This is a genomic window from Geodermatophilus sp. SYSU D00700 (assembly GCF_054050255.1).
Map to the genome: position 1 here is coordinate 110,850 of NZ_JBJGZA010000011.1, position 15,666 is coordinate 126,515.

Annotated in this window: 16 protein-coding genes and 1 pseudogene; 9 read left to right on the plus strand and 8 right to left on the minus strand. The window is 76.2% G+C overall.

What is annotated here, in order from left to right; all coding sequences use genetic code 11:
• Positions 1-27: 27 nt before the first annotated feature.
• Together ACI79V_RS11075 and ACI79V_RS11080 are read left to right on the plus strand one after the other, a co-directional pair.
• Entirely contained in the window at positions 28-1,362 is a 1,335-nt protein-coding gene (locus ACI79V_RS11075) for a sensor histidine kinase (RefSeq protein ID WP_456889176.1), read from the plus strand.
• A complete protein-coding gene (locus ACI79V_RS11080; RefSeq protein WP_456889178.1) occupies positions 1,359-2,024 on the plus strand; it encodes a response regulator in 666 nt (221 codons plus the stop codon). Before ACI79V_RS11075 ends, ACI79V_RS11080 begins: the two co-directional genes overlap by 4 nt.
• On the opposite strand, the gene ACI79V_RS11085 is transcribed toward ACI79V_RS11080, so the two are convergent.
• On the minus strand, positions 2,009-2,437 hold the full coding sequence (locus tag ACI79V_RS11085; protein WP_456889179.1) for a hypothetical protein: 429 nt from the start codon (positions 2,435-2,437) through the stop codon (positions 2,009-2,011). The two genes, ACI79V_RS11080 and ACI79V_RS11085, sit on opposite strands and share 16 nt — an antisense overlap.
• 64 nt (positions 2,438-2,501) lie before the next feature.
• Between ACI79V_RS11085 and ACI79V_RS11090 the strand changes: the two genes are divergently transcribed.
• A complete protein-coding gene (locus tag ACI79V_RS11090; RefSeq protein ID WP_456889181.1) occupies positions 2,502-3,740 on the plus strand; it encodes a GNAT family N-acetyltransferase in 1,239 nt (412 codons plus the stop codon).
• Between the two features lie 3 nt (positions 3,741-3,743).
• Here ACI79V_RS11090 and ACI79V_RS11095 read toward each other — a convergent pair whose 3' ends face one another.
• A complete protein-coding gene (locus tag ACI79V_RS11095; protein WP_456889183.1) occupies positions 3,744-4,235 on the minus strand; it encodes a ribose-5-phosphate isomerase in 492 nt (163 codons plus the stop codon).
• A 25-nt stretch (positions 4,236-4,260) separates the two neighbouring features.
• Between ACI79V_RS11095 and ACI79V_RS11100 the strand changes: the two genes are divergently transcribed.
• Both ACI79V_RS11100 and ACI79V_RS11105 read left to right on the plus strand, forming a co-directional pair.
• A complete protein-coding gene (locus ACI79V_RS11100; RefSeq protein WP_456889185.1) occupies positions 4,261-4,929 on the plus strand; it encodes a DUF429 domain-containing protein in 669 nt (222 codons plus the stop codon).
• Complete coding sequence (locus tag ACI79V_RS11105; RefSeq protein WP_456889187.1) at positions 4,926-5,696, plus strand: MBL fold metallo-hydrolase; 771 nt, start codon at positions 4,926-4,928, stop codon at positions 5,694-5,696. The genes ACI79V_RS11100 and ACI79V_RS11105 overlap by 4 nt, the downstream gene beginning before the upstream one ends.
• Here the strand turns inward: ACI79V_RS11105 and ACI79V_RS11110 are convergent.
• Positions 5,680-6,435, minus strand: coding sequence for an SDR family oxidoreductase (locus ACI79V_RS11110; protein ID WP_456889188.1), 756 nt, complete (start codon positions 6,433-6,435; stop codon positions 5,680-5,682). The two genes, ACI79V_RS11105 and ACI79V_RS11110, sit on opposite strands and share 17 nt — an antisense overlap.
• Before the next feature lie 70 nt (positions 6,436-6,505).
• Positions 6,506-7,168, minus strand: coding sequence for a mycothiol-dependent nitroreductase Rv2466c family protein (locus ACI79V_RS11115; protein WP_456889191.1), 663 nt, complete (start codon positions 7,166-7,168; stop codon positions 6,506-6,508).
• Between the two features lie 133 nt (positions 7,169-7,301).
• On the opposite strand from ACI79V_RS11115, the gene pepN reads away from it, so the two are divergent.
• A complete protein-coding gene (gene pepN, locus ACI79V_RS11120) occupies positions 7,302-9,851 on the plus strand; it encodes an aminopeptidase N (RefSeq protein WP_456889192.1) in 2,550 nt (849 codons plus the stop codon).
• A 190-nt stretch (positions 9,852-10,041) separates the two neighbouring features.
• Here pepN and ACI79V_RS11125 read toward each other — a convergent pair whose 3' ends face one another.
• The 3 genes from ACI79V_RS11125 to ACI79V_RS11135 are packed head-to-tail and all read right to left on the minus strand — an operon-like array spanning position 10,042 to position 12,425.
• Positions 10,042-10,494, minus strand: a complete 453-nt coding sequence (locus ACI79V_RS11125) for a DUF5130 family protein (protein ID WP_456889194.1) — start codon at positions 10,492-10,494, stop codon at positions 10,042-10,044.
• Positions 10,495-10,536: 42 nt separating this feature from the next.
• Positions 10,537-10,962 (minus strand): aa3-type cytochrome oxidase subunit CtaJ, encoded by a 426-nt coding sequence (gene ctaJ, locus ACI79V_RS11130; protein ID WP_456889196.1) that lies wholly within the window; start codon positions 10,960-10,962, stop codon positions 10,537-10,539.
• Positions 10,959-12,425, minus strand: coding sequence for an amidase (locus ACI79V_RS11135; protein ID WP_456889198.1), 1,467 nt, complete (start codon positions 12,423-12,425; stop codon positions 10,959-10,961). Before ACI79V_RS11135 ends, ctaJ begins: the two co-directional genes overlap by 4 nt.
• Before the next feature lie 23 nt (positions 12,426-12,448).
• Here ACI79V_RS11135 and ACI79V_RS11140 point away from each other — a divergent pair, with 23 nt between their 5' ends.
• Together ACI79V_RS11140 and kynU are read left to right on the plus strand one after the other, a co-directional pair.
• Positions 12,449-13,651, plus strand: coding sequence for an MFS transporter (locus ACI79V_RS11140; RefSeq protein WP_456889201.1), 1,203 nt, complete (start codon positions 12,449-12,451; stop codon positions 13,649-13,651).
• A gap of 10 nt (positions 13,652-13,661) precedes the next feature.
• The gene (gene kynU, locus ACI79V_RS11145) at positions 13,662-14,927 is read left to right on the plus strand and encodes a kynureninase (RefSeq protein ID WP_456889203.1); all 1,266 of its coding nucleotides are present in this window, start codon (positions 13,662-13,664) and stop codon (positions 14,925-14,927) included.
• Between the two features lie 27 nt (positions 14,928-14,954).
• On the opposite strand, the gene ACI79V_RS11150 is transcribed toward kynU, so the two are convergent.
• Positions 14,955-15,482: a class F sortase gene (locus ACI79V_RS11150; protein WP_456889204.1), complete on the minus strand. Its 528-nt coding sequence runs from the start codon at positions 15,480-15,482 to the stop codon at positions 14,955-14,957.
• Here ACI79V_RS11150 and ACI79V_RS11155 point away from each other — a divergent pair.
• Positions 15,469-15,666: pseudogene (locus ACI79V_RS11155) on the plus strand (hypothetical protein); the annotation flags it as partial. The gene ACI79V_RS11150 and the pseudogene ACI79V_RS11155 sit on opposite strands and share 14 nt — an antisense overlap.

Below are 15,666 nucleotides of genomic sequence, written 5' to 3' on the forward strand. Positions count from 1 at the left end.
ACGGCGCCGCGTCGCCAGGCTCGTCCCATGACCAGCGAGACCCTGACCAGCGACACCCCGATCGGCGAGACCCTCCCCGTGCCCTCCGTGACCGCGCCGCCGCACTCCCGCTCGCGCCTCGTGCGCCAGGCGCTCGTCGACTCCGGCTACGCGCTGCTGTCCCTGCCGCTCGGCGTGCTCGCCTTCGTCGTCGTGGTCACCGGCGTGGCCCTCGGCGTCGGCACGCTGGTGATCTGGGTCGGGGTCGCGGTCCTCGCCGGCACCCTGCTCGCCGCCCGCGGTCTCGCCGGCCTGGAGCGGGCGCAGCTGCCCGCGGTCCTGGGGCGCCCGGTCCCCCGGCCGGCCTACCTGAGGCCCGAGGGCGGGCGGGTGCGCCGGCTGCTCACCCCCCTGCGCGACCCACAGTCCTGGCTGGACGCGCTGCACGCGGTGCTCCGCCTGCCGCTGGGCGTGCTCGCCTTCTCGGTCACCGTCACGTTCTGGGCGCTGGCACTGGGCGGCATCACCTACGGCGCCTGGGACTGGGCGCTGCCGGACCCCTCCGCCGACCCCGACAACCACGACCTGTTCGAGCTGCTCGGCCTCGAGTCCTCCCCCGGCCTGCGCATCCTCGGCTACACCGTGATCGGCCTGCTGGCCGCGGTGGCGCTGCCGTTCGTCGTCCGCGCCGTCGCCCTGCTGCAGGCGCAGCTGGGCCGGGCGCTGCTGACCTCCCGCGCCGCCGCGCAGGCCGAGATCGGCCGGCTGTCGCGCGGCCGCGACGCCGCGGTCGCCGCCGAGGCGGTGGCGCTGCGCCGGCTCGAGCGCGACATCCACGACGGCCCGCAGCAGCACCTGGTGCGGCTGGGCATGGACCTCTCCCGCGCGCAGCGGCAGCTCGACCGCGATCCCGCCGCCGCCCGCACCACGATCGCCGAGGCCGGCGTCCTCGCCCGCGAGGCGCTGGAGGAGCTGCGCGCGCTGTCCCGCGGCATCGCCCCGCCGGTGCTGGCCGACCGCGGCCTGACCGCCGCCCTGGCCGCGCTGGCCGCCCGCTCGCCGGTGCCCGTCGAACTCGCCGTCGACCTGCCCGAGCAGCGGCTGGCGCCGGTCACCGAGAACACCGCCTACTTCGTCGTCAGCGAGGCGCTGGCCAACGTGGCCAAGCACAGCGGGGCGAGGGTGTGCCGGGTCGAGATGGGCCGGGCCGGGGACCTGCTGCGGGTCGTCGTCGAGGACGACGGCGACGGCGGGGCGCTGCTGGTGCCCGGCCACGGCCTGGCGGGGCTGGCCGACCGGCTGCGCGCGGTGGACGGCGTGCTCACCGTGGACAGCCCGCGCGGCGGCCCGACCCGGACCACCGCCGAGCTGCCGTGGGCGTGAGCCCGGCCGACCGGCCGCTGCGGGTGGTGCTCGGCGAGGACTCGGTCCTGCTCCGCGAGGGGCTGGTCCGGTTGCTCGAGGAGGCCGGCACCACCGTGGTGGCCGCGGTCGGCGACGGCCCGTCGCTGGTGCGCGCGGTCACCGAGCTGCGTCCCGACGTCGCCGTCGTCGACGTGCGGATGCCGCCGACGCACACCGACGAGGGGCTGCGCGCCGCCGTGGAGGTGCGCCGGGCGGTGCCGGGGACGGCGGTGCTGGTCCTCTCGCAGTACGTCGAGGTCGCCTACGCCGACGAGCTGCTCGCCGACGGCCGGGGTGGCGCGGGCTACCTGCTCAAGGACCGGGTGACCGACCTCGACCAGCTGCTGGCCGCGCTCGACGACGTCGTCGCCGGCGGGACGGTGCTCGACCCGCAGGTGGTCGCCCAGCTGTTCGCCCGCCGCCGCGCCGACGACCCGGTGCGCCGGCTGACGCCGCGGGAGCGCGAGGTGCTCGGACTCATCGCCGAGGGGCACTCCAACACCGCGATCGCCCGGCTGCTGGTGGTCACCCCCGGCGCGGTGGAGAAGCACACCCAGCGGATCTTCGCCAAGCTGGGCCTGGCGCCCGACGAGGACCGCAACAGCCGGGTGATGGCGACGCTGGCCTACCTGCGCGGCTGATCCCCGAGCGCCCGCTCGAGGTTGCCCACCATCCGCGCCAGCCCCGCGACGACCTGCGCGTACTCCTCGGCGGTCATCCCGTCGGCCACGCGGCGGCGGAACGCCGCGACCGCACCGGCCAGCCGGCCGTGCGCGGTCCGCCCCTCCGCGGTCAGCGACAGCGTCCCGCCGTCGTCGGCCAGCCACCCCCGCGCGGCCAGGTCGGCGAGCACGGCGTCGAGGGCCCGCGGACCGGCGAAGCCGCCCAGCGCGGTGTGCAGGTCCGTGCGGGACACCGGCCCGTCCGCCGCCGACTGCAGCAGCTGCCAGTGCCGCCGGGTCAGCCCCTCCCCCGCGACGACGCCGTCGAGGCCCTGCTCGAGCAGCTCGTCGAGCCGCCTGGCCCACCACCCCACCCGTCCCTGACCCTGCACGGGGGCATCGTGGCACCGCGGAACGCGGTCGCGGACGGTCGTCCCCGCCCGGTAGACAGCAGGGGTGACCGACCCCGCCGACCTCCGCCCCGCCACCGCCGAGGAGTGGCCGGCCTTCGGCCGCGCCCTGTTCGACACCTTCGGCGAGGACCCCCCGGCCTCGTTCGTCGACACCGTCCCCGTGACCGCCGAGCTCGACCGGTCGCTGGGGCTGTGGGAGGGCGACCGGGTGGTGGCGACCTCGGGCGTCTACAGCCGGGAGCTGACCGTGCCCGGCGGCGTCGTCCCCTGCGCCGGGGTCACCTGGGTGAGCGTCGCCCCGACCCACCGGCGGCGCGGGGTGCTGACGGCGATCATGCGGCGGCAGCTCACCGAGCTGCACGAGCAGGAGCGGGAGCCGGTGGCGGCGCTGTGGGCGTCGGAGTCGGCCATCTACGGCCGCTTCGGCTACGCGCCGGCCACCTGGCGCGGCGGCCTGTCCGGCGACGTCGCGCGGATGCGGCTGCGGCCCGACGTCGACCCGGGCACCGGGCGGGTGGACCGGGTGGACGCCGACGCCTACCGCGCGGCCGTCGTGGGCCTGCACGACCGGCTGCGGCGGACGGTGCCGGGCAACCTGGCCCGCGACGACCGCTGGTGGAGCCGCCTGCTCGAGGACGACCCCGGCCAGCGCCGCGGCGCCACCGAGCGGCGGTACCTCCTGCACACCGAGACCAACGGGACGGTCACCGGCTACGCCGCCTACCGGGTGAAGGGGCGGTGGACCGACGACGGCCAGCCCGACGGCACCGCCGAGGTCGAGGAGCTGCGCGGCGCCTCACCCACGGCGTACGCGGCGCTGTGGCGGTTCGTGCTGTCGCTGGACCTGGTGCGCACCGTGCGCGCGCCGGGCGCCTCGCCGGACGAGCCGCTGCGGCACCTGCTGGCCGAGCCGCGGGCGCTGCGCTCGCAGCCCGTCGACGCGCTGTGGGTCCGGCTGGTCGACGTCGGCCGCGCCCTGGCCGCCCGCCGCTACCCCGCCGTGGTCGAGCTGGTCGTCGAGGTGCGTGACTCCTCCTGCCCGTGGAACGACGGGCGCTGGTGGCTGCGGGGCCACCCCGCCGGGGCGTGGTGCGCCCGTACCGAGGCCGACCCCGACCTGGTGGTCGACGTCGAGGCGCTGGGCGCGGCCTACCTCGGCGGCGTCTCGCTGGCGACGCTGCAGGCGGCCGGCCGGGTCACCGAGGTCAGCCCGGGGGCGGTGACCCAGGCGAGCACCGCGTTCCGCTGGCCGGTCACCCCCTGGTGCCCGGACGAGTTCTGAGCGTCAGACGGCGTCGCCCCGGGTCGGCAGGCCGCCGGCGGGGCGGTGCCGGTTCTGCTCGTAGTCGTGGATCAGCCCGATCCGGCGGACGTGCCGCTCGTCCTCGCTGAACGGCGTCCGCAGGAACTCCAGCACCAGCTCGGTGGCCTCCTCGACGGAGTGCTGGCGGGCGCCGATGGAGACGACGTTGGCGTCGTTGTGCTGGCGGGCGAGCTGGGCCGTCGCGGTGTTCCACACCAGCGCGGCGCGCACGCCGGGCACCTTGTTCGCCGCCATCTGCTCGCCGTTGCCCGACCCGCCGATGACGACGCCGAGGCTGCCCGGCTCGACGACGACGCGCTCGCCCACCTCGAAGCAGAACGGCGGGTAGTCGTCCTGCGGGTCGTAGTCGAAGGCGCCGCAGTCGACCGGCTCGTGCCCGGCGTCGGCGAGCGCCTGCTTCAGGTGCTCCTTGAACTCCAGCCCGGCATGGTCGGTGCCCACGAAGACGCGCATGGCGCGAGTCTGTCAGGGTCGGCCCGTGGCGGTGCTCGGGGTCGACGGCTGGCGCGGGCGCTGGGTCGGGGCCCTGCTCGAGGGCCGGTCGGTGCGGCTGCTCGACCTGCCCGACGCCGCCGCGGTGCTCGCGGTGCCCGGTGTCGAGGTGGTCGCCGTCGACATGCCGATCGGGCTGTCCGACGACGGCCCGCGCGCCTGCGACGTCGCCGCCCGCGCCCGCCTCGGGCGGGCCGGCAGCTCGGTGTTCCCGGCCCCCGTGCGGGCGGTCCTCGGCGCGCGGGACTACGCCCACGCGCGGGAGCTGTCGGTCGCGGCCACCGGCGGGCGCTCGCTGTCGGCGCAGGCCTTCCGGCTGACCGCGTCCATCCGCGCCCTCGACGACGCCCTCGGCGACCCGCCGGTGGACCACGTCGTCGAGGCGCACCCCGAGCTGGCGTTCCGGGCGCTCGACCCCGCCGTCGCCGACCCGAAGGTCACCGCCCGCGGGCTGGCCCAGAGGCTCGCGGCGCTGCGGACCGTGGTCGACGTCGACGCCGCCCTGGCCGCCGCGCCCCCGCGGGTGCCGGCCGTCGACGCGCTCGACGCGTGCGCGGTGGCGTGGTCGGCGCGACGGGTGGCCGACGGCACCGCGGAGTCCGTCGGCGACGGCTCCCGCGACGCTCGCGGCCGGCCGATGCGGATCTGCTGGTGAGCTTCCGGGAGGTGGCCGCCGGGGTCTTCGTCCGCCGGCACGCGTCACTCGACCTCAACTGCGGCCTGGTCGTGGGCGACGGCGCCTGCCTCGTCGTCGACACCCGCTCCTCCCCGGCCGAGGCCGCCGACCTCGCCGCCGCGGTGCGCCGGGTGACGCCGCACCCGTGGACGGTGGTCAACACCCACGCTCACCACGACCACTGCTTCGGCAACGCGGCGTTCCGGCCCGCGACGGTGTGGGGGTCGCGCGGGTGCGCCGCCGACCTGCTGGCCACCGGGGAGGGGCAGCGCGCGGCCCGGGTGGCCGAGCTGCTGGCCGACGGCGACGTCGCGGCCGCCGAGCAGGTGCGGCAGGCGCCGCTGGACCCGCCGGACGCGCTCGTCGACGACGTGGCCGTCCTCGACGTCGGCGGGGTCGAGGTGGTGCTGCGGTTCCTCGGCCGGGGGCACACCGGGCACGACCTGGTGGTGGAGGTCGAGGACGGGACGGTCTTCGCGGGGGACCTGGTCGAGGAGGGCGCCCCGCCGGCGTTCGAGGACTCCTTCCCCGCGGAGTGGCCCGCGACCCTGGGCCGGCTGCACGCGCTCGCCCGCGGCGCGGTGGTCCCGGGGCACGGGGCGGTCGTGGACGCGGCGTTCGTCGGCGCCCAGCGGGAGGAGCTGCTGGCGGTGCTCGCGGCCGTCCGGTCCGGCCGGCTCGACCGGGGCCCCTACGACGAGCCGACCATGCGCCTCGCCGCCTCCCGTCTCAGGTCAGGCGGCTGAGCACGGGCAGCGGCAGCACCCGCAGCAGGGCCGACACCGGCCGCCAGGGCCACTCGGGGACGTAGGCGCGCACCGGCTCCCGCTCGATGGCCGCGACCAGCGCGTCGACGCCGGTGTCGAGGTCGACGGTGAACGGGCCGCGGCGGCCGACGTTGATGTCGGTCTCGATGTAGCCGGGCAGCACCGTGGTCACGCGGATGCCGGTGCCCAGCAGGTCCGCGCGGATGCCCTCGGCGAGCCCGTTGAGCGCGGCCTTGCTGGCCCCGTAGGCGGTGCGGCTGCCGGTCATGCCGCGGACGGAGGCCACCGAGCTGATCACCACCAGGTGGCCGTGCCCCTGCGCGCGGAACAGCTCGACGGCGGCCTCGCACTGCGCGTGGGTGCCCAGGACGTTGGTGGCCAGGACCGCCCGGTTCACCGCGGACGCGCCGGTCCCGATCGAGCGCCCGTTGCCGATGCCGGCGTTGGCGACGAACCGGTCGATGCCGCCCAGCTCGGCGGCGAGCTCGGGGACCCCGCGGGCGACGGCGTCGGCGTCGTCGACGTCCATGGCGGCGGTGACCACCCGGATGCCCGGGTGCGCGGCGAGCAGCTCGTCCCGCAGCTGCTCGAGCAGGGGCACGCGCCGGGCGACGAGGGCGAGGTCGCGCCCGCGGGCGGCGAAGCGGCGGGCCATGCCCATGCCGAGGCCGGAGCTGGCGCCGGTGACCAGGATGCGCTGGCGGACGGGACGCGACATGCGGTCAGCATGCCAAGCGTGCACTTCCGCGGATGTGCACGGTGCACATCCGCGGAAGTGCACGGACGGGTCAGCGGCGGGTGAGCTCCAGGGCGTCGGCGGGCACCGAGCTCATGTCCGGGTCGGAGGTCCGGGTGCGCTTGAGCTCCCAGAAGTCGGGGAGGTTGGCCAGCAGGACGGCGCCGTCGAAGGCGCGGCCGGCGTCCTCGCCGGTGGGGACCTTGCTGATGACCGGGCCGAAGAACGCGACGCCGTCGATGTGCATCACCGGGGTGCCGACGTCCTCGCCGACCGGGTCCATGCCGGCGTGGTGGCTCTTCTCCAGCGCCTCGTCGTGGTCGGTGGAGGTCGCCGCCTCGGCCAGCTCGACCGGGAGCCCCACCTTCTCGAGCGCCGGGACGACCAGCTCGTCGAGCTCCTTGCCCTCGTGGTGCCGCAGCGTGCCCATGGCGGTGTAGAGGTCGCCGAGGACCTCCTCGCCGTGCTTCTCGGCGGCGGCGATCGCGACCCGCACCGGGCCGATCGCGGCCTTCATCATCTCCTGGTACTGCTCGGGCAGGTCGCGGCCGCGGTTGAGCACCGCCAGCGACATGACGTGCCAGTGCAGGTCGATGTCGCGCACCTTCGCCGCCTCGAGGACCCAGCGGCTGGTCAGCCACGCCCACGGGCACAGCGGGTCGAACCAGAAGTCCACCCGCGCCCTGGTAGGGGCGCTCTGCACTGCCTCGGTCATCGCTTCTCTCCCGCTCTCGTCGTCGTCCCGCCGCAGGCCGCGGTGGTCCGCTGTCCGCTGCCAAGTGCCCCGGCCGGGCGGTTGTTCCCCGTGCCCGCCGGGCGTGTCGGCGGTCCGTGGGAAGCTGCCGCGTGTGGCCGTACCCAACCTGACCCGCGACGACGCCGCCGCGCGCGCCCGCCTGCTCGCCGTCGACAGCTACGACCTGCAGTTCGACCTCACCGACGGTGAGGGGCGACCGGGCACCGGGACCTTCCGCTCGACGACGACGGTGACCTTCACCTGCCGCGAGCCCGGCGCCGCCTCGTTCATCGACCTGGTCGCCGAGACCGTCCGCTCGGCCACGCTCAACGGGGCGGAGCTCGACGTCTCCACCTACACCGAGGAGGGCGGCCTGCCGCTGCCCGACCTCGCCGCCGAGAACACCCTCGTCGTCGACGCCGACTGCCGGTACTCCAACTCCGGGGAGGGCCTGCACCGCTTCGAGGACCCCGAGGACGGCCAGGTCTACCTCTACACGCACTTCGAGCCGGCCGAGGCCAAGCGCGTGTTCGCCTGCTTCGACCAGCCCGACCTCAAGGGCAGCTACACCGTCCACGTCGTCGCGCCGTTCGACTGGCAGGTCGTCTCCAACACCGGCGGCCGCACCATCGAGGCCGGCCCGGCCGGCTCGCAGCTGGTCCACTTCACGCCCACGAAGCGGCTGTCGACCTACCTGGTCGCGCTGATCGCCGGGCCCTACGCGCGGGTCACCGACGCCTACGAGGACATCCCGCTGGGGCTGTACTGCCGCGCCTCGCTGGCCGAGCACCTCGACCCCGAGGCGCTGTTCCGGGTCACCAAGCAGGGCTTCGAGTTCTTCCAGCGCGTCTTCGACTACCCGTACCCCTTCGACAAGTACGACCAGCTCTTCGTCCCGGAGTTCAACGCCGGCGCCATGGAGAACGCCGGCGCGGTGACGATCCTGGAGGACTACGTCTTCCGGTCCCGGGCCACGCGGGCCACCTACGAGCGCCGGGCGGAGACGGTGCTGCACGAGCTCGCGCACATGTGGTTCGGCGACCTCGTGACCATGCGCTGGTGGGACGACCTGTGGCTCAACGAGTCCTTCGCCACCTACATTTCCACGCTGTGCCAGGCCGAGGCCACCGAGTACACGACCGCGTGGACGACGTTCGCCAACGTCGAGAAGGCCTGGGCCTACGCGCAGGACCAGCTGCCCTCCACCCACCCGATCGCCGCGGACATGGTCGACGTCGCCGCCGTCGAGGTGAACTTCGACGGGATCACCTACGCCAAGGGCGCCTCGGTGCTCAAGCAGCTGGTGGCCTACGTCGGCCGGGAGGAGTTCCTCGCCGGCATCCGCCAGTACTTCCGCACCCACGAGTACGGCAACACCACCCTCGCCGACCTGCTCGACCCGCTGTCGGAGGCCACCGGCCGGGACCTGTCCGAGTGGTCGCGGCAGTGGCTGGAGACCAGCCAGGTCAACACCCTGCGCCCGGTGATCGAGGTCGGTGACGACGGTCGATACGCGTCGTTCGCCATCGAGCAGACCGCCGTCCCCGAGCACCCGGTGCTGCGCCGGCACCGGCTGGCCGTGGGCCTCTACGACCGCGGGCCCGACGGGCTGACCCGCACCGCCCGGGTGGAGCTCGACGTCGACGGCGAGCGGACCGAGGTGCCCGACCTGGTCGGCCGCCCCGCCGCCGACCTCGTGCTGGTCAACGACGACGACCTGACCTACGCCAAGCTCCGGCTCGACGAGCGCTCGCTGGCCACGCTGCGCGAGGCGATCGGCACGATGTCCGACCCGCTGCCGCGGGCGCTGTGCTGGTCGGCGGCGTGGGACATGACCCGCGACGCCGAGCTGCCCGCCCGCGAGTGGGTGCAGCTGGTGCTGGCCGGCATCGACGCCGAGACCGAGATCAGCGTGGTGCAGTCGCTGCTGGGGCGGGTGCAGTCGGCCCTGACCTCCTACGCCGACCCGGCGTGGGCCCCGACCGGCTGGACGGCGCTGGCCGACAAGGCGCTGGAGGCGCTCGAGGCGGCCGAGCCGGGCAGCGACGTGCAACTGCAGTGGTCGCGCACGCTGGCCGCGGCCGCGCGGACCGAGCAGCACGCGGCGGTGCTGCGCGGGCTGCTCGACGGGTCGCGCACCGTGCCGGGGCTGGCCGTCGACGCCGACGCCCGCTGGGCCCTGCTCAACGGCCTGGTCGCGATCGGCGCGGCCGGTGACGCCGAGATCGACGCCGAGGCCGAGCGGGACGCCACCGCCACCGGCGCCCGGCGGGCCGCGACCGCCCGGGCGCTGCGGCCGGCCGCGGAGGCGAAGGAGGAGGCCTGGAAGAAGGCCTTCCACGACCCCGACGTCCCCAACGCCGTGCACGAGGCGCTGGTGGCCGGCTTCTGGCACCCCGCGCAGCGCGAGCTGACCGCCGGGTACGTCGAGCGCTACTTCACCGAGTGCGGCCCGATGTGGGACCGCCGCCCGGGCGAGATCGCGAAGAACGCCGTCCAGTACCTGTTCCCGCCGGTGGTGGAGGAGCGCACGCTGCAGGCCGCCGACGCGTGGCTCGGGCACGAAGGCGCGCCCGCCCCGCTGCGCCGGCTGGTGACCGAGGGCCGCGACGGCATCGCGCGCGCGCTGCGGGCGCGGCAGCGGGACGCCGCCGCGGGCTGAGCCGCACGGCCGGCGAGGGCCCGGGAGGACGTCGTCCTCCCGGCCCCTCCCCGTGTCGGGCACCCGCCGGGAGAGCCAATGTCGCGATATGGGCCCCTCGACGGCCTGGGCGGAGCCGATGTCGCGACCAAGGCCCCCGGAACACGACGGAGCCCGGCCGGACGAGGTGTCCGGCCGGGCTCCGCTGCGGTCAGTGGACGCGCGCGCTGCGCGGGTGGCCCGCCTGGTCGGAGAGCTGGCGCAGGCCGTTGACGATCCCGCCGACGAGGTCACCGGAGGCGAACGAGTTCGTCATCGACAGGACGGCCAGGGCGCAGGCCCGGTCGGGCAGCCGGCGGGCGGCCGACGAGCCGGTGACGACCTCGATCACCCGCTGGCCCGGCGAGACGGCCAGCAGCACGGACTCCGTCGGCTGGCCGCCGCGGGCGTGCAGCTCCTCGGCGCGGATGCGGGTCTTCGGGCCGAGGTCGCCGATGTAGAGGGTGAAGCGCAGCCCGGTCTCCCGGGAGGCCATGGTCAGTGCCTCGTCGAGCCGGGCGAGCTCGCGGTAGCTGAAGACCGTGTCGTAGCCCTCGTCGGCCCGGTTAGGCGCGGTGTCGACCGTGCCCGTGTCGTGGGGCTCGGCCTGCAGGACGCGGGTCATCGCCGGTCTCCGGATTCGGTGCGGTGGGTGGGGGTCATCGGGTCACCAGGTCCCGCGGGCGCCGCCGAGCGGGCCGCCCGCGGACGGGACCGGCGCGGAGTCCGAGGCGATCACGTGCGACCCGACCGTCGCCCCGTGGTTCGGCCCGTGCGCCGTCGCCCCGTGCGCCGTGGCGCCGTGGGCGGTCGCCCCGTCGGCCGGGCCGTGTCCGTCGCCGGAGCCGATCGCGGCGGGCTCGCCGTAGAGCGAGGAGCCGACCGCCTGGGTGTCGCCGTGGCCGGCGGCGTGCGTGGGCGCGTTCTTCGGCTGCGGCTCGTACCAGACCGGCTCGTGGTCCCAGGGCTGTCCCGGCTTGTACCGGACCCCGGCGCGCCGCCGGCCCCCGGGCAGGTAGGTCAGCGCCCACAGCAGGAGGTACACCGCGAGCGGCGCGGCGACGAAGACGAGCAGGGTCTCGACGACGGTCACGCCCGGAATCTACCGCCGGGCGTGGTCGCCTGTGCGTCGGCGTCCCAGCACGGCGGGTGCCGGTGCGCCCACGGCCGGGCCTGCTCCAGCTGGGCCGCGAGGGCGATCAGCGTGACCTCGTCGGCGGGGCGCCCCACGAGCATCGTGCCCACCGGCAGCCCGTCGCCGGTCCAGTGCAGCGGGACGCTGAGGGCCGGCTGCCCGGTGACGTTGTAGAGCGCGGTGAAGGCGGCGTACCGCTTGTTCCGCTCGAAGTCCGCGGCGCCGTCGCCGTCGGCGTCGAACCAGCCCAGCGGACGCGGCGTCGTGGTCGTCACCGGGGCCAGCAGGACGTCGAAGGCGTCGGTGGCCGCGACGTAACGCCGCGAGAACAGCCGCAGCGCGGTGAGCGCCTCCATCGCCGCCTGCGCCGACAGCGCTAGCCCGCGGGCGCGCAGCTCCCGGGTGAGCGGCCGCAGCTCCCCCACCCGGTCGGCCGGCACCGGCAGCAGCGTGGCCGACAGCGACCACACCCGCTCGAACGCGCCGAGCACGTCGGGGCCGAGCAGGCCGCCCGGGACCTCGACCACCTCGTGCCCCAGCGACTCGAGCAGCCCGGCGGCGTCGTCGAGGGCCGCGGCGACCTCGGGGGCGAGGACCGCCTCGGGCATCGGGGACTCCACCGTGCGGCCGATCCGCAACCGGCTCACCGGCTGGTCCGCGGCGCCGAGGAAGGTCTCCCCCGGCGGCAGCGGCGGGGCCCAGGTCGCGTCCCCGGTGACCGGGCCGGCCATCGCGTCGAGCAGGGCCGCGGCGTCGCGGACGGTGCGGGCGATCGGGCCGTTGGTGCCCAGGCCCGTGACGTCGCTGCCGAACGGGGCGTTGCTCACCCGTCCGCGGGCCGGCTTGATGCCCACCAGGCCGTTGACGGCCGCCGGGATGCGGATCGAGCCGCCGCCGTCGCTGCCCTGGGCGAACGGCAGCATGCCCGCCGCCACGGCGACCGCGGCGCCGCCGCTGGAGCCGCCGGCCAGCAGGGTGGGGTCCCACGGGCAGCGGGCGGGACCGGCGAGGTCGTTGTCGGTGTAGGCCGGATACCCGAACTCCGGGGTGTTCGTCTTGCCCAAGCTGATCGTCCCGGCGGCGGCGAGCCGGGTGACGACGGCGTCGTCGACGGTGGGGACGAAGTCGGCGAAGACGGTGCTGCCGAAGGTGGTGCGCACGCCGGCGGTGTTGTTGAGGTCCTTGACCGCCGTCGGGACGCCGAGCAGCGGGGGCAGGTCACCGCCGCGGACCGCCGCCCGGTCGGCCGCCGCGGCGGCGGCCACCGCCCGCTCGGGGGTGACGGTGACGAACGCGCCGAGGCCGGCGTCGAGCGCCTCGATCCGGGACAGGGCGTGCCGCACCAGCTCGGTGGGGCTCACCTCCCCCGCCCGGACGGCGGCCGCCTGCTCCAGGGCGGTGAGGTCGTGCAGCTGCGTCACGGAGGCGACGCTAGCCTCCGCCGGTGGGGCTCGGCCGGGCGTTCTGGACCTTCTGGTCGGCGTCGGTCCTGGTCAACCTCGGTGACGGCATCCGCCTCGCGGCCTTCCCGCTGCTGGCCGCGTCCCTGTCGACCGACCCGCTGGTCGTCAGCGCGGTCGCCGCCGCGGGCACGCTGCCGTGGCTGCTGACCGGGCTGGCTGCCGGATCGCTCGCCGACCGGCACGGGGCCCGGGCGCTGGTGCCGCTCGCGGACGGCCTGCGGGTCGTGGTGCTGGCGGTCCTGGTGGCGCTGCTCGTGGCCGACCGGGCGTCGGTCGTCACGGTGGCCGTCGCGGCCCTCCTCCTGGGGGTGGGTGAGACGGTCCGGGACGTCGCGGCCGAGACCGTGCTCCCGCGGCTGGTGCCCGCCGACTCCCTCGAACGCGCCAACGGCCGGATGGCGGCGGGCCAGGTGGCCGGCAACGAGTTCGTCGGGCCACTGGTCGGCGGTGTCCTGTTCGCGGCCGGCGCCGCACTCCCCTTCGTGGTCAACGGTGCGACGACGGCCGTTGCGGTCCTGCTGGTGCTCTCGCTGCCGCCTGCGGCGCTCTCCGCGCTCCGGCCCGCCCCGCATGCACCGGTCGACGTCGGCCGGCGGACCGTGGCGGGCGTCGTCTGGCTGTCCCGGGACCGGCGGCTGCGCACGCTCGTTCTCACCGTGGCCACGGTCGCGCTGGCCGACAGCGCCTGGTTCAGCGTCTTCGTCCTCTACACCGGGGAGCGCCTCGGGCTGACCGCCGTCGGCTTCGGCGCCCTGCTGGCGCTCGGCGCCGGCGGTGGCCTCACCGGAGCGCTGCTCGCCCACCGGCTCATCGCCGGACGGCGGCACCGCGGCGTCGTGGCGTGGTCCGCCGCCGTCGCGGCGACCAGCCCGGTCCTGCTGTTCGCGCTGCCGCGGACCTGGGTCGCCGGCGTGGTCGTCGTCGTGTCCAGCGGCGCCTTCGCGGTGCTCAACGTGGCGACGGCGTCCCTCCGTCACCGGCTGGTCCCCGACGCCCTCCGTGGCCGGGTCACGGCGGCCTGGCGCACGACGGTCTACGGTGCCGGCGCCGCCGGCGCGCTCGGCGGCGGCGCGCTGGCGACACTGGCCGGGCTCGAGGCACCGTTCGTGCTCAGCGCCGTCCTGGGCACCGGAGCCGCCCTTGCGTGGTGGTCGGTGTCGGCACCGCGGCCGCGTGCCGCCTGAGAGGAGACCCGTGGACCTCACCCGCGCCGCCGCCGAGGCGCTCGACGACGCCGACCCGCTCGCCGGCTACCGGAGCCGGTTCGCCGGCACCGACGACGACGGCCCCGACCGGCTGGTCTACCTCGACGGCAACTCGCTGGGCCGGATGCCGCGGGAGACACCGGCGGCGCTGGCGCGGGTGGCCGAGCAGGAGTGGGGCCGCGGGCTGGTGGGCTCCTGGGCGTCCTGGATCGACGTGGCCACGCGGGTCGGCGACGTCATCGGCACCGGCGTCCTCGGCGCCCGGCCCGGCGAGGTGCTGCTGGCCGACTCCACCACGGTCGACCTCTACAAGCTGCTGGTGGCCGCCGCCGACGCCCGCCCGGACCGCGACGTGCTGGTCTGTTCCGCCGACGACTTCCCCACCGACCGCTACGTCGTCGCGGGGGTGGCCGCCGCCCGCGGGATGACCGTCCGGGAGGTGCCCGCCGACATCGACGAGGGCCTCGACCCGGCGGTGCTCGCGGGCGTCCTCGACCAGCGGGTCGCCGTCGTCGTGCTGTCGGCCGTGGCCTACCGCTCGGGGGCGCTCGCCGACGTCGCGGCGGTGACGGCGGCCGCGCGGGAGGCCGGCGCGCTCGTGCTCTGGGACCTCTCGCACGCCGCGGGCTCGGTGGCGGTGGACCTCGAGGCGAACGGCGTGGACCTCGCCGTCGGCTGCACCTACAAGTACCTCAACGGCGGGCCGGGGGCGCCGGCCTTCCTCTACGTGCGGCGCGAGCTGCAGGACCGGCTGCGCCAGCCGATCTGGGGCTGGTTCGGCCAGCAGGACCAGTTCGCGATGGGCCCGGTCTACGACCCGGTGCCCGGCATCGGCCGCTTCGGCGTCGGGACGCCGCCGGTGCTGGCCGCTGCGGCGGTGGAGGTGGGCGCCCGGCTGGTGGCCGAGGCGGGCATCGGCCGGCTCGCGGCCAAGGGGCGGGCGCTGACGAGCCTGCTGGTGGAACTGGCTGACGCCTGCCTCGTCCCGCACGGCGTGGCGCTGGCCAGCCCGCGGGACCCCGACCGCCGCGGCTCGCACGTGACCCTGGCGCACCCGGCGGCGTGGCAGCTGACGCAGGCCCTGGTCGACTGCGGCGTCGTCCCGGACTACCGCACCCCCGACCGCGTGCGGCTGGGCCCGGCTCCGCTCTACACGCGGTTCGTCGACGTGTGGGACGCCGTCGACCGCTTCCGCGTCCTGCTCGAGGACGGCGCCTGGCGCGGCTACCCCCAGGAGCGCGCCCGCGTCACCTGACGCGGGCACTTCCGCGGGAGTGCCCGCTCAGGCCTGCGCGACGACCACCAGGTTCTCGGTGGAGGCCTTCCCGGCGCGCTGGAAGCAGGTGATGAGCACCAGCCGCCCGGGCACGGCCGCCCAGAGGTCGGCGGTGCCGGCGAGCGCGTCCTTGGCATAGCGGCCGGTCCGCTCGACGGTGTAGTCGACGGTCCCGCCCGGGGTGCTGACCTCGACCACGTCGCCGGGTCGCAGTCCCTCGTCGGCCGCCTCGGCGTCCACCAGCGGGTCGAACCCGTACTCGCCGGTGCCGGTCGCGTGGGCGGCGATGTAGAGCGTGTTGTCGGCCTGCTCGGCCGCGCCCACCGGGTCGCCGTAGGAGTCGATCCAGTACGCCGCGGTCAGGCCGGGCGGGTTGATCGCCCCGTCCTGCGGTGTCAGCGGCAGCACGGGCAGGTCCAGGCCCAGCGCCGGGACGGTCACGTGCACGTCCGAGGACGGCGTCGGCAGCGTCTCCCCCTCGGGCGGCAGCGTGGGCTGCGCCGGCTCGGCGACCGGCGCGGTGGCCGCGGCCACCGGGTCGGCGGACCCGGTGGCCCTGGTGCGCCACCTCGAGTCGCTGGGCGTGCGGACCCTGCGCAACGAGCGCGTGGCCCTCGGCCGCGACGGCGCGACCGTCGACCTGGCCGGAGTCGACGACGTGTCGGCGGCCGACTCGGGGTTCCCCGGTCACCGCACCGACCTGGACGCCGCCCTCGAC

Coding starts and splice junctions, on each gene's coding strand:
- ACI79V_RS11125 (WP_456889194.1), bottom strand. CDS start 10,494: ATGACCCGCGTCCTGCAGGCCGAGCCCCACGACACGGGCACGGTCGAC.
- ACI79V_RS11110 (WP_456889188.1), bottom strand. CDS start 6,435: ATGTCGCGTCCCGTCCGCCAGCGCATCCTGGTCACCGGCGCCAGCTCC.
- ACI79V_RS11095 (WP_456889183.1), bottom strand. CDS start 4,235: ATGCGCGTCTTCGTGGGCACCGACCATGCCGGGCTGGAGTTCAAGGAG.
- ACI79V_RS11115 (WP_456889191.1), bottom strand. CDS start 7,168: ATGACCGAGGCAGTGCAGAGCGCCCCTACCAGGGCGCGGGTGGACTTC.
- ACI79V_RS11075 (WP_456889176.1), top strand. CDS start 28: ATGACCAGCGAGACCCTGACCAGCGACACCCCGATCGGCGAGACCCTC.